Here is a 12,817-nt window from a genome sequence, read left to right as displayed (position 1 = left end):
TCCCGGCATATCGGCACGTCGAGGCACCAGCTCCGAGCGTTCGGCACATACGTTATGAGGTGTGCCGCGACGCCGTGCTCACGGTGATCGTGCACAGTCTCTTGGTCGCACGCGTGAGGGCGACATACAGGTCGCGCTCACCGCCGGGGCGGGCTGCGGCGATCTCCTCCGGGGCGACGACGACGATCGCGTCGAACTCCAGGCCGCGGCTTTCGGAAGCCGGCACCACACGCGCCCACCGTGCGACATCCGCCGACGCCACCTCCTCGACCAGGTCGTCCGCGCAGATGACGGCGAGCAGGTCGCCCGGGTGCGCTTCCGCCTGGGCCCGGAGCTCCCCGGCCACGGTGGTGGCGACGGAGTGCGGGCAGGCGGTGAGGTGGCGCGGTGACTCGCCGTGGCGGATCGACCGGCTCGGTGTCCGACCGGGGGCGATCCGCGCCAGCAGGCGGTGGGTGCCGGCAAGGATCTCCTGGGTCGTGCGGTAGCTGACGGTCAACGTGTGCAGGGAGAACCTGCTGCCGAGGTGCGGTCCCAGCGCCTGAGACCAGTCGCTCGCCGCCGTCGCGGGGCCGGCCTGGGCAAAGTCACCCACCAGCGTCATCGACCTGGCCGGACACCGGCGCATCACCATCCGCCACTGCATTGCGGTCAGTTCCTGGGCCTCATCGACCACGACGTGCCCGAACGACTGATCCGGAAGCCCGTCCACCAGGGCTGCCGCCTCGTCCAGCAGCGGCACATCGGCATCCGTCCACGGGGCATCAGGCGAACGCACCAGCCAGGACCGCTCGTCGTCGGCGAGCGAGGGCAGGTGCCTGGCCAAGGTGCGAGCGTCTGCCAGCAGGGTCCGCACGACCACGGCGGGCGTCAGCCGCGGCCAGAGGGACTCCACCGCACGCTCGACGTGGGCGTCGCCCGCGAGATCCGCGCGGACGGCGTCCGCGTCGAACACCTCGGCCGGGTCCGGGGCCGGCGCGTCGTCGAAGCCGAGAGCCCGCAGATCGGCCTCGGCCGCGGCATCGAGATCCATGCCTGTGCTCTCGGCGATATCGGCGTCGATATGTTCGAGGGCTTCGACGGCATCGCGCTCGAGGGCATCCGTGACGGCGCTGATCAGGTGCTCCTTGAACACCTCCCGCGCCCGGTTGTGCGCCATACCGCTCGCCAACGCGGCCTCCCGGGCCGCCGCGACGTCTACGCTCTTCAGCCGGACCGTTTGCTGCCCCACCCGGACCGCGAAGCCGCCGACAGGTGCCTGCAGGGAGCGCACCAGGCCCGCGAGCGCCTCCGCCAGGGCGGAACTCCCCTTCAGGCGCGCGACAACCAACGACTCCACGGCTGCGGGCTCCACCGCGGCCAGCTCCGGGCACGTCGCCAGGAGCACGTCGTTCTCCCCCAGCGAGGGGAGCACCTGCGAAACGTAGTCGAGGAACCGCGCGTTCGGCCCGAGCACCAGCACACCGCGCGCGGCCACACCCGGGAACGCGTACAGCACGTATGCCGCCCGGTGCAGCGCAACCACGGTCTTGCCGGTACCGGGGCCGCCCTGCACCACCGTCACCCCTCGATGCGGGGACCGCACGATCGTGTCCTGCTCCGCCTGCAACGTTGCCACCGCCGCACGCATCCGCCCCGTGCGGTGCGCCTCCAGCGCCTCGGCCAGCGGACCGTCACCCACGATGTCGCCGACAGCGGCCAACGATCCGTCCAGCAACTCGTCGCTCACCGCACGCACCGCACGGTCCTCGATCCGCAGATGACGCCGACGCCGTAGCCCCATGGGGTGGACGGTCGTCGCCTCGTAGAAGGGCCGCGCGGCGTCCGCTCGCCAGTCGACGAGCAGTGGCAGGTCCCGGTCACCCAGGTGCAGGCCGAGCCGTCCAATGTGCAGGGCGGTTCCGTCCGCGCCGTCGACCCGGCCGAACGCCAGCCCTCCCCCAGCCCCCTCCAGCCGACGAACCTGACCGGCCAGACGCTCTGCGGCGACATCGCGCGCGTACATCTCGCCCGCGCTGTCGGCCGACGACCTCAGCACATCCGCCAGTTGGGCCTGTGCATCCGCCAGTCGTTCATCGAGCAGTCGGTACATGGCGGCCACATGGGCCTGCTCCATCTCGACCTGTCCCGCGGCAACCTCACCGGACTGCGACAAAACCAGCCCTCCTCTCGACGCGGCCCTCCACTATGCAGCCCAATTTCTTTGAAAGTAAGGCTTGACTTACTTGCCCGGTTCAGCCGGACGTGGCCGGCCTGCCATCACAGCTCGGGTCTGGGCTGCCTTCTGGCACTGAAGGTCGGACACGAGGAACTGACCGGGCTCTACTGATCTCCGCTGATCTCTTCGGGGTGCTGTCGGGTAGTGAGTGATGGTGAGTCCGGTGCCGGTGAGGCAGCCGTCGACGAGGTCGGGGCGGCTTTGGACGTGCCGCAGACCGCGGCGGAGGGTGTGTTCGAGGTGCTCGTCGTCGGTGAAAGCGACGTTGGCCAGTGGTCCCCCGCGCAACAGGGACCACACACCTTCGACCTCTGTAGGCGCAGAGCACATCGGTGGCGGTCTGGCGCAGTTCGCGAGTGGGGGCGTCGTCGGTGAGTCCGGCCAGGGCGTGGACGCCGCCCAGCCGCGCGGCGGGGGAGGCCTTCAGCTGGGACACGGCGGTGGTGAACCGCTCGGTGTGCAGGCGGGTGGCATCGAGCAGGGCGCCGTCCTCGTCGACGCGCTGGCGCCGGTAGGCCACGAGCAGGGTGACCGGCAACGTCGAAGCGTTGTCCGGGGCCGAACTGTCGCCGACGATGCCCCGCCCCCGCCCCGCAGTCTGGACTTGCTGGTCCATTTATGGCGGCCTAGCGTGCTGCCCGTTCCCCCCGTGACGAGCCTGCGCAGAGAGGTATCACCCATGCACGCGATCCGCATCGAGGAGCACGGCGGCCCCGAGGTCATGCGCTGGACCGAACTGCCCGACCCGGCCCCGGGGCCCGGCGAGGTGCTGGTGCGCCTGGGCGCAGCCGGCGTGAATTACATGGACGTCGGCGCTCGTGCAGAGGGCGGCCCGGGCTGGGCCGCCCCGGCCGTTCTGGGCGTTGAGGGGATGGGGTACGTCACCGCTCTTGGCGAGGGTGTGAGGGACTTCGCCGTCGGTGACCGGGTCGCCTGGTTCTACCACCCGGGCAGCTACGCGGAGTTGCTCGCCATTCCGGCACATTCGCTGGTCGGGGTGCCCGATGGCATCGGCGACGAGACGGCCGCCGCTGTGATGATGCAGGGTCTGACCGCCAGTCATCTGAGCACGGAGACCTATCCTGTAGGCCCGGGTGACGTGGCCGTGGTGCACGCGGCGGCGGGCGGCGTCGGGCGGCTGCTCACCCAGATGATCAAGGCGCGCGGCGGCAGCGTTCTCGGACTGGTCTCCCGCGAGGGCAAGGCCTCCGTCGCCGAGGAAGCCGGCGCGGACCACGTCCTGGTCCATACCGGCGGCGGCTTCGAGGAGCGGATCCGGGATCTGACCGGCGGTCGCGGAGCCGACGTCGTCTACGACGGCGGTGGGGCTAAAACGTTTCGCTCCTCCCAGCTCGCTCTTCGTCCGCACGGCGTGCACGCCTACTACGGCCCCTTCATGGGCGTCCCGGCTCTGCGGCCCACCGAGCTGCCCAACAGCATCCTGCTGACCTACCCCGTTGTTCACCACCACGTCGCCACCCGCGAAGCCCTGGTACGACGCACCGGGGAGGTGTTCGACCTGCTCATGGACGGGCGGCTCACCCCCTTGGTCACCGGCCGCTACCCACTCGCCGACGCGGCCCGGGCCCATGCCGACCTCGAATCGCGCCGCACCACGGGCAAACTGCTGCTCCTGCCCTGACCCGCCCTGGCCACAGCAGGCACTGCACCTCACCCCTTCGCCGGGGGCACCGACAACCCGTACCGGGAGGATCCGTGCCACTGACCAGCAAGGGCGCAGCGACCAGGCGGCGCATTGTCGAGGGCGCCGCCGAACAGATCCGTGAACAGGGAGTGTTCTCGGTGACGCTGGAGGACGTCATGGCCCGCACCGCGACCACCAAGAGCCAGCTCTTCCACTACTTCCCCGGCGGGAAGGACGACCTGCTCCTCGCCGTGGCCCGTCACGAAGCGGACCGGGTGATCGAGGACCAGCAGCCGGAACTCGGCTCACTCACCTCCTGGGCGGCCTGGGACCGGTGGCGCGAGAAGGTCCTCGCCCGCTACCGCACCCACGGCAGCGACTGCCCCCTCCACGCGGCCCTGGCCCGGCTCGGCGGGGCCACCGACGCCACCCGGGCCGTGGCCGGCGAACTGCTCGACCGGTGGCAGCGACATCTCGCCGAGGGTATCCGCCACCTGCAGGCCGAGGGCGGGACAGCCCCCGGCCTGAACACCGACCGGGAGGCCGCGGCCCTGCTGGCCGGTGTTCAGGGCGGCGTGCTGATCCTTATGACCACGGGCGCCTCCACCCACCTGGAGGCTGCCCTCGACGCGGGCATCGCCCGCCTGTGCGCCGCGAGCCGTCAAGAGCGTCGACCGTCAGGAGCGTTGCCTGACAGGAGCGTTGACCGACCCCGACGGCCATGCGCGCAACCTGCCGCTCGGCTCCCGCCGACGTGGGGAGACATGCGCACCCGCGGCGAGACGAACCGGGCGGCGGCACCCTGGACGCCGGTATTCCGGCCCGTCCCCTTCAGAGGGGATTCCCGCCGGGACCGGTTGGCTGTGCCGTCGGCATGACACCGGCACAGCCAGAAGAACACCTGACCCATCGATGGAAGGACAGAAAGTTGCTTGAACACGTAAGACGAGCGTCAGTGGGCCTGCTCCTTGCAGCGGCTGCGGCGACCGGCTTGGCGGTGACCGCAGGACCCGCTTCGGCGGCACCCCAGGTCACCTACGTCAACGACTTCGTACACGGGTGGTCGAAATACCCCGCTGACTCCCCGGTCACCGCCATCGGCCTGTGCACTGAACGCCAGCGTGAGTACAACCAGGCAAAATATGGCAACAGCAACGGAAGCAGCGATCAGTACTACTACTGCGCCTCTCGCGGCGACGGCGGAGCCAACCTCTGGTGGCGGCACCGCGTGTAGCACCCGCTCTGGACGACCCGCCCTGCCTAGCCGGTGAGGCCGCCTGCTGTCTCACCACCCGGCCGTCCGGCCAGGCCGTGCTCATACGGGTGCGCGTGCCCTTCCCGGACGGCCGGAAGCCGCCGTCTGACTCACGCCCTATCCGGTGCGTGGGCCAGACGGCGGCGAGACGCCGCAGCGGATGCAGGTGTCATCAGGACTGACACCGGCGCCTACAGCGCTGATCACCGGATCAAGCTGCAGGGCGTCATCACCGCGTACAAGCCGTCACCCAGACCCTGCTCTGCCTCGCCCGACGCCGGGCCGACGTCTTCGCCATGCTCCGCAAGCCGTCGCCGCAGTCACCTGACCTGCGGGTCTGCGTGAAGGACGATTCGATCGGCCTCGACATCGCAGCCGATCACCGGATGGCCACCGTCGTCCTCCGGATCCTTCAGCACCGGCTTGCCCAGCCGTCGGCCGATCTCCCGGAGGAAGTAGCAGAACACGTCCAGTCGTTTCTGGCCCTGCAACACCCGCAGGTCGACGTCGAAGTCGACTTCGCCGGCAGCAGGGAAGCGGAAGATCGCCAACACATCTGCAGTCGGCCAGACCCGCAGCTCCGGGCACTCGGCATCCGCAGGGCGGGGCAGCACGGCCTCCGCCCGGAGCACTGGAAACACTGTCTCTCCCTCGGAGTACTGGCACTTTCAGCCCTTCTCCGCGACAAGATCAAGGACCGTTTGCCAGTGCTCCACCGTGGCGTCCGGGACACGCACGTCCGGCAACGACCCCATCAAGTCCGGGTCGAAGAAGCACTTCACGTCATCCCACAGCAGATCAACCACCCCGCCATGCTGCCCAGGCTCACCGACTCGACGCACCCCCGATTCCCTTGACTGAAGACATAGGGGCCCCCGCAGAGGGACCAGCGAAGGCACCCAGGTATGCCTCACGGAACGTGATGCCTCAAATGGTCGTACGTGGGAAGCCGGAAGCGGTCGCTGTCAGGCGACTACGCCCCGCACATGACCCTCCTCCAGCGTCAATCCGATAGGGACAGGCAGAATTCGTTGCCTTCGGGATCGGCCAGGACGATGTGGTGTGCGTGCCGTGCTTGAACGCTCGCACCGAGATCGGTCAGGCGCTGTATCTCTGCCTCCGGGTCCACGGCGAGCAGGTCCAGATGCACGCGATTCTTACCGGCCTTGGCCTCTGGCACGAGTTGGAACCACAGACGAGGTCCTCCGTCCGGCGACTCGACGAGAACAGTGGGGTCGTCCTCGATGCTGGTGATCCCCAGGGAGCGCAGGCGTGCAAGTTCCGCATCGTCGTACGGTGCGACGGCATAGCCGTCCAGTGCCGCTGACCAGAAGCGGGCGGTGGCCGCAGGACGAGCGGAGTCGAAGACGATGTCGTGGAGGCGCGCCATCCACCCATGATCCGCGCGCCCGGCCACCCTGGTCGACCTGTCCTACACCTACGCCGACGCGGGTCAGGACGGCACGAAGGTCCGCACCCGCACGGACGCGGTCGCCGATTTGAAGATCAGCTACACCTACGACAGTGCTGGCCGGTTCTCCTACGCCAAGGAGGAGAAGGGGTCCACGCCCACCTACTCCTGGCGGTACTGCTTCGACCAAGCCGGGAACCTCACTTCGCAGGGCACCGGCAAGGGCTGCCCGAGCGACTCCACGTTCACCATCAACGACGCCGAGCAGATCACGGCGAAGAACGGCAGCGGCGCCAACTGGTCCTACGACGCGGCCGGGAACGAGACCTCGGGAGCCTCAAGCCTTGAGGGCACCCGCACCGGCGAGCAGTGGTCCGACTTCAGCCAGATGACCTCGAGCACTGTCGGCGGCACGACATATGAGGGCCAGTACGGCTCCACTGACCAGAGCGAACGCATCCGGCTGGGGGACACGTTCTTCCACAACGGGCCGCTGGGCCTTTCGGTGAAGAGCACGGCCGGTGTGGACACGGGATTCAACCGGGAGCCCGGGGGCACGCTGAACTCCATGACGACCGGGGGCAAGTCGTACTACTACCTCACCGACGCGCTCGGCTCCGTCGTCGCGCTCACCGACGAGTCCGGCACCAAGGTCAACACCTATAGCTACAGTCCCCGCGGCGTCGAACGTGCTGCGACCTCGGAGAAGGTCTCCCAGCCCTACCGCTTCGCGGGCGGCTACCAGGACCCCACCGGCCTGTACCACTTCGCGGCCCGCTACTACGACCCGCACATGACCCGCTTCACCCAGCCCGACCCCTCCGGCCAGGAGAAGAATCCCTACCTGTACGCCGAAGGCGACCCCGTCAACAAGCAACGGCACCCTTCCTTTCGGACAGGTCCTCAAGGCTGTAGGGGTGGCAAACACCATCGATACCGTCGGCCGAGCGTGGAATGCAAGCCTGGATGGCCAGTGGGGCAAAGCGGCAGGGAATGCCTTCGCCGGGGCAGTCGGCGCGGCCGTTGAATTTACTTGCATCGGTGCAGGTACTTATCTTGGAGGGCCTTCGACGGGCGCCGCTGTTGCAACTCCCTGCATAGCGGCCGACGAAGCGGCCGGATCGTGCGCTGAAAACAAAACCGTAGAAGCTTGGTCCTAATTCTTATCCGAGCTGCCCGGGGGGATTCCTGCTCATGGGCAGCCTGGTGCGCAGGGAGGTGCCTTGTGAGCGACATATGGCTGGCATCGGAAGGTAGAGGTTCTTGGATCCCCGACGGATGGCATCTGCCCATCCTGGTGGTATCCCTTACGGCCGTGGTTCTGATCATACTTGTGGCGCGGCATTACCAAAAGCGCCGATGAAAGGCACACGAGCATGCGACCGTCGGTACAGAGGAGTGTTTCATGGGGACTCATCTGTTGCGGTGGCCTCTTCTGCCTGTTGTGGGCGGCGTTTGGCGGGTCCAAGTGGATATCGATTTTCGTGGGAAGCGCTGCGATAGCGACTGGTCTGTTCCTGCGCGGGCACAAGAGCCAGCAACGCCAGCTCTCGGGCTATCGCACATGAATTTCTCCGAATTGGGTAATTCGGTTTCCAGGGCGGAAGCTTGCGTCCGTAGCCCGCTGAGCGCGACTTCTACCGCAGGCACAGGCCATGCTTGACCACTTCTCAAGCCGCCAGGACCAGTGGCTTCCCCCGCCTGGACTCTGCCGCCGGGCCACCGCATGTTTCGGCAGTGAACTCACCCAGACGAGCGGGGACACACATGCAGAGCTCCTGCTTCGGGAGGAAAATCCCCTCCATTCCCACGAAAGAGTGAGCCCGTACCGCTCCTGCAACCCTCCTCCGGCCACCGCTTCGCCGGGGGTCCGTATCGCCCCGCCAGCGGCCCCGGCCGCAGGAAGGGCAAGCCCAAGAAGCACATCGTGAAGAAGTGCTACCGCGGGTCCGTCATGGTCCCGCTGCGCTGCGGCAACGATCGCTGGGGGTACAAGCACCTGGTGAAGTCGGGTCGCTGGAGCGGCAGTTTCGACGAGAAGATCAGCCAGACGGTGTGGAGCGGTACCCTCACCTCGAACCGGCCCGGGGAGAGGATCTACGAGCGCAAGTTCGCCGGGTGCCCTCCCAGGACCCTGTTCAAGGTCATCACGAACCCCGGCGCCTACAGCGCTGACCGCAGGATCAAGCCGCAGGGCGTCATCACCGCGTACAAGCCCTCGAGTCTCGCCGCTTCCTGCTAGGAGGACACGGCCATGGCGACAGCCGAACAGGTACGGGACCTGCTCGTGCCGCACCTCATGGGGCAACTGGACGACGCTCAGGAGGAGTTGGACATCACCGCCTTGGAAGTGGTGGAAAGCGGCCGCAGCTTCACTCTCGTCCTGGAGCTCACCGCCTACCGCCAGCGCTGGCGCGTCCGACTGGACAGTGACCGCTCAGCAATGGCGCTGTTCAACGGAACACCGCCCCACCACCTGGTGCGCGCTGTCGCCGCGGAGTTCCGTATCCGCCTCTTCGAGTGGTGGCACACGAAGAACGCGGAGAAGCAGTCAGCCAGGCTCGGAGAACGCATCGACTGACGGCCTGCCGGTGCCACGCACGACCCCCGTATCGAAGTGGTGCGGGGGTCTTCGCCTGTGCCGGACGGCAGCGGTCCAGCCCGTGGGCCGCGATCTGGAACTGGCGCCCGCGCCGATCACCAGGGCGCGTCGGATCCGTCTGCGAGGTCTTCGGTGATCAGAGGGCTGTGGATCTGGTCGTCGCTCAGCCCGTAGTCGGCGAAGTCCTCGTCGTCCCACCATTCGGCGCCGGTGGCGCGGTCACGGAGGTTGTGGAGGCTGAACTCGGTGCGGGCGTGGCGGCGGCCGAGGGTTTCCAGTTCGGCGGTGGTGCGGTGGTGTCAGGCGGCGTGGATGTCGATGAGGTCGCGTGCCGCGCCACGGTCGGCCAGGGCGCGGACCTTGGTGCCGATGACGTCGTCGAGGGCGAGGACGAGGCCGTGCTCGGTGGGGGTGGGCGGGGACCAGAACGCCTTTTTGAGGACGTCGACCTCGCACTCCTGGCGGGATGTGGTGTCGGTGACGATGAGGCGGCCGGAGAGCGGGTCGGTCTCGATCTGCCGCACGTTCCAGCCGCGGGTGGTGAGGCCGGCGCTGAGCGTGTGGATGATCTCGTCCACGGGGGCCGGGTTCGGCGCCTTCGGCGGACCGAAACGAAGGGCGAAGCCCTGAGCATGATCCAGACGGGCAAGCTGGAACTGTCGTCGCAGGACACCTGTCGAGACGAAGAGCGGCAACACCAGCACCTTCACACGGGTCGACTACCCCACCCCGTTCCCGGCCGACTCGAACATCATCACGCAGGCCACGGTGCAGACCTTCAACGGCTCCGACACGCCGGGACTGCGTCTGGCCGACGTGAGGGAGACCGGCTTCCTCACCCGTATGAACGAGCTCTTCGGCGCGGGTGTCCAGAGCAATGGCGTGCACGCCGCGGAGACCGTCGGCTGGACCGCCTACACGGTCTGAGACGCAGCGAAGGTGGCCCCGGAAGACGGTTCCCGAGGCCACCTGCCGCACCGCCCGGCACGACCGGGCAGCAGCCCGCCGTCGAGCCCAGGGTCGTGAAGTCCGGCCTGCGATCAGAGGCGAGGAATCACAAGCCCGGCCGGCCCGGCGCGAGGGTGACCGGCGACCCGGTCATCTCTGGGCCTCGGCCCGCGAGGTCCCGAGCGGACCTGCCCTGCTCACTTCCCCCGGCCGGGGGTGTAGTCGGACGGCAGCGCGTACACGAATTCACGCGGGTCGCTGTATGCCTCTTCCAGCATGGTCGGCACGCTGTGGTAGCCGGTGGTGTAGAGGTTCCGGTTCGGGTCCCACGTGTTGTACGAGAGGATCGCCGCCCGCTTCTTCTTCATGTGCGCGGAGGGGATGTTGAGCACGTAGTCCGCGCCGCGGTCGCGCTGGCTGCGGCTGAACGCCTCGTAGGTGTAGATGTGGTTGAAGCGTACGTCCTTGAGCTCGCCGTTGTCGTGCAACCAGTATGCGGCGTCGCTGCACGCCTTGTGCGTGGCGTTCGTGGGCTGCGACGGATTGGTCGTGTCCAGCCACCCGGCAGCGAACTTGTGCGAAGCCTTCGGATACTGCTGGATGAGCCCGCGGACCTTGCTCATGATCTTCTTGACGAAGGCTTCGTACTCGCTCTCGGTGCCGTAAGCGGTGTCGGAGAGCTTGAAGTTGATGACCTTGTCGACGCCGAGGGCTTTGGCCGACGCGTTGAACTCCGACGTACGGGCCGAAACCACCTCGGGGGTCGGCCAGGTCTCCTGCCAGCCCAGCTCGTGGCGGTGACCGGGAGCCGAGCACTTGCTGCCCAGGACGCACGGTGTCCGGTTCAGGTACTCGGCGATACCGCCGTTCTCGCCCCTGGACACGAGCACGAGGTAGACCGGTCTGCCCGCTGCCTTGTGCTCCAGGATGGAACCGGCCATCCCGATCGCTTCGTCGTCCTGGTGCGGCGAATAGAAGATCGCGGGGGCTGCCGCCGCGGCGGCGCTCGTGGCTCCCCAGGACCCCTGGAGCGCGACGCCCGCAGCCGTCAGACCCGCGGCGGTCAGGACCGACCTGCGGGAAGGACCGGTCGGGACGGTGCCGTGGTGCTGGGGGACGGTCATGCGGTGACTCCTGTTTTCGGCGTGCGGGCCCTGCTCCCGGTCGGGTGCGCGGAACAGGGTGGACACGGTTGTTGTCTGTTCATCACGGTCACATGAGCCGCTCACGTCCGGCTCATGTTCTGCTGCCGCCGCGGCACGGAACCGCCGCTCCGCGCGGGTCCGGTGCTAGTCGAGCATGCGGGCCGCCTGCACGCGCTGCAGGTGGATGACGACGTCGTGCGTCTTCGCGAGCTGGATCCGCGGGGCGTCCGCGATGCCGGGGTAGGTGGCGCCGATGTTCTTGACGGTGTGCGGCGCGGTGAGCCAGGCGCGGGCGGTGGCGGGGGTGTTGCGCAGGTCCACCACGAAGTCGCGGTACCGCACCCGGTCCAGGGTGTGCTCGGCGGTGCCGGGCGCGGCCGGGTTGACGGTGAAGCGGTGGACGCCGCCGTCCTGGCCGAGGGCGTTGAACGAGCCCTGGTCGAAGGTGAGGCCGACACTGAGGTAGCCGTGGCCCAGCTTCTCGCGGAGGAATTCGCCCTGGATCTTCGGATGACTGCCGGGGGCGTAGGTCTTGAGAGCGATGTGGCTGTTGTGGGCGGCGAGGACGATCTTGTCGTCGGTCCGCTGCTGCCACCAGGCGACGTTCTGGGCCATGGTCTGGTCGCGGTAGCGCATGGCGTCGGGAATGCTCTTCGGATCGTCCCAGTCGAAGGCGTACAAGGTGGTCATCTGGTGGATCGCGGTGGCGTGCTGGACGGCCCACGCATGCGCGTCGGCGTCGGAGCCCGTGCCGGGCCGCTGCTTGAGCAGGTCCACCGCCCGGCCGGTCCGCTCGGCGAGCTTCTTGCGTTCGGCCAGCGGCTTGGCAAGGTAGTCGTTGACGTAGGTCTCGGCATCGGTTGCGGGCCGCAGGCCCCGGTACAGCCCGGTGAGCCGGCCGGCGATCCCGGGGCGGGCCTTGGCTGCGTAGGCGCTCACCCTGTCGTACAACTCGGCGCCGGCGAAACCGTTGTCGTCGCCGACGAAGCGGACCGGGTCCTCGGGGTGCTTGACGTTGTACGCGCGCATCCACTGGAGCAGATCGCGGTAGGCGGCGTTGTTCCAGAACCGGTAGGTGCCCTGGAACTCCTCGTCCATGATCTGCTTCAGGTCGCCCTCGCCGCGTACGAGGTAGGCGTCGAGCCGCAGTCCGGTGCTCCACGGGGCTTCCAGGGCGAAGGCCCTGAAGCCCTTCTCCTGGACCAGGTATCGCAGGATGCGGTGCTTGACGGTGAAGAACTCGTGCGAGCTGTGGGTGGCCTCGCCCACGCCCACCACCCTGGCGTCGCCGACCATCCGGCCGAACGGGCGCAGATCGGCCAGATTGCCGCGGGGGGCGGTGGTGCGCAGCGGGTGGGCCACCTGGCCCAGGGCCGCCTCGGGAGAACGGAACGCGGCGCCCGAAACCTCCTGCGGGCCAAAGGGCGCGGCGTTGACGGCGGCCGGGACGGGGGCCGGGGCGGGGGCAGTGGCGGCGGAGACGGCCGGGGCGACGGCCAGGGTGGCACCGAGCGGGACGAGCAGGGCGGTGAGCAGGGCCTTGTGCGTGTTCATGGGCCCAACTCTCGCCGCACGCGGGCGCCCTGCACCATA

At 68.4% G+C, this 12,817-nt stretch carries 8 protein-coding genes and 6 pseudogenes; 6 read left to right on the top strand and 8 right to left on the bottom strand.

All coding sequences use genetic code 11. The features are described from left to right. Positions 1–52 precede the first annotated feature (52 nt). The 3 genes and pseudogenes from GPA10_RS09350 to GPA10_RS42305 all read right to left on the bottom strand — a co-directional run. The gene (locus GPA10_RS09350) at positions 53–2,092 is read right to left on the bottom strand and encodes a HelD family protein (protein WP_246258987.1); all 2,040 of its coding nucleotides are present in this window, start codon (positions 2,090–2,092) and stop codon (positions 53–55) included. Between the two features lie 276 nt (positions 2,093–2,368). After that, a pseudogene (locus tag GPA10_RS42310) lies at positions 2,369–2,527 on the bottom strand (IS630 family transposase); the annotation flags it as partial. A 4-nt stretch (positions 2,528–2,531) separates the two neighbouring features. Then, positions 2,532–2,750, bottom strand: a pseudogene (locus GPA10_RS42305) (pentapeptide repeat-containing protein); the annotation flags it as partial. A 147-nt stretch (positions 2,751–2,897) separates the two neighbouring features. On the opposite strand from GPA10_RS42305, the gene GPA10_RS09345 reads away from it, so the two are divergent. Both GPA10_RS09345 and GPA10_RS09340 read left to right on the top strand, forming a co-directional pair. Further along, positions 2,898–3,860, top strand: coding sequence for a quinone oxidoreductase family protein (locus GPA10_RS09345; RefSeq protein ID WP_157165068.1), 963 nt, complete (start codon positions 2,898–2,900; stop codon positions 3,858–3,860). A 74-nt stretch (positions 3,861–3,934) separates the two neighbouring features. Beyond that, a pseudogene (locus tag GPA10_RS09340) lies at positions 3,935–4,525 on the top strand (TetR/AcrR family transcriptional regulator); the annotation flags it as partial. Between the two features lie 913 nt (positions 4,526–5,438). Here GPA10_RS09340 and GPA10_RS09335 read toward each other — a convergent pair. Next, a pseudogene (locus tag GPA10_RS09335) lies at positions 5,439–5,924 on the bottom strand (hypothetical protein). Between the two features lie 197 nt (positions 5,925–6,121). Then, positions 6,122–6,508, bottom strand: coding sequence for a VOC family protein (locus GPA10_RS09330; protein ID WP_157165067.1), 387 nt, complete (start codon positions 6,506–6,508; stop codon positions 6,122–6,124). A gap of 25 nt (positions 6,509–6,533) precedes the next feature. Here GPA10_RS09330 and GPA10_RS09325 point away from each other — a divergent pair. The 3 genes and pseudogenes from GPA10_RS09325 to GPA10_RS09315 form a co-directional block, all read left to right on the top strand. Then, positions 6,534–7,689, top strand: a pseudogene (locus GPA10_RS09325) (RHS repeat-associated core domain-containing protein); the annotation flags it as partial. A 767-nt stretch (positions 7,690–8,456) separates the two neighbouring features. Further along, positions 8,457–8,771: a hypothetical protein gene (locus tag GPA10_RS09320; RefSeq protein WP_157165066.1), complete on the top strand. Its 315-nt coding sequence runs from the start codon at positions 8,457–8,459 to the stop codon at positions 8,769–8,771. Positions 8,772–8,783: 12 nt separating this feature from the next. Further along, positions 8,784–9,110: a hypothetical protein gene (locus GPA10_RS09315; protein WP_157165065.1), complete on the top strand. Its 327-nt coding sequence runs from the start codon at positions 8,784–8,786 to the stop codon at positions 9,108–9,110. A 173-nt stretch (positions 9,111–9,283) separates the two neighbouring features. Here the strand turns inward: GPA10_RS09315 and GPA10_RS09310 are convergent. After that, positions 9,284–9,721: pseudogene (locus tag GPA10_RS09310) on the bottom strand (nucleotidyl transferase AbiEii/AbiGii toxin family protein); the annotation flags it as partial. Between the two features lie 178 nt (positions 9,722–9,899). On the opposite strand from GPA10_RS09310, the gene GPA10_RS42300 reads away from it, so the two are divergent. Continuing rightward, the gene (locus tag GPA10_RS42300) at positions 9,900–10,058 is read left to right on the top strand and encodes a hypothetical protein (protein ID WP_246258962.1); all 159 of its coding nucleotides are present in this window, start codon (positions 9,900–9,902) and stop codon (positions 10,056–10,058) included. A 218-nt stretch (positions 10,059–10,276) separates the two neighbouring features. Here GPA10_RS42300 and GPA10_RS09300 read toward each other — a convergent pair whose 3' ends face one another. After that, entirely contained in the window at positions 10,277–11,203 is a 927-nt protein-coding gene (locus GPA10_RS09300; RefSeq protein ID WP_058847536.1) for a PIG-L deacetylase family protein, read from the bottom strand. A gap of 165 nt (positions 11,204–11,368) precedes the next feature. Beyond that, the gene (locus tag GPA10_RS09295; protein ID WP_157165064.1) at positions 11,369–12,778 is read right to left on the bottom strand and encodes an erythromycin esterase family protein; all 1,410 of its coding nucleotides are present in this window, start codon (positions 12,776–12,778) and stop codon (positions 11,369–11,371) included. Positions 12,779–12,817 lie beyond the last annotated feature (39 nt).

Origin of the sequence: Streptomyces typhae, from assembly GCF_009755605.1 — a bacterium.
Lineage (GTDB): Bacteria > Actinomycetota > Actinomycetes > Streptomycetales > Streptomycetaceae > Streptomyces > Streptomyces typhae.
Note: the sequence above shows the minus strand (reverse complement) of the source record. Positions and strands in the feature narration are given on the sequence as shown.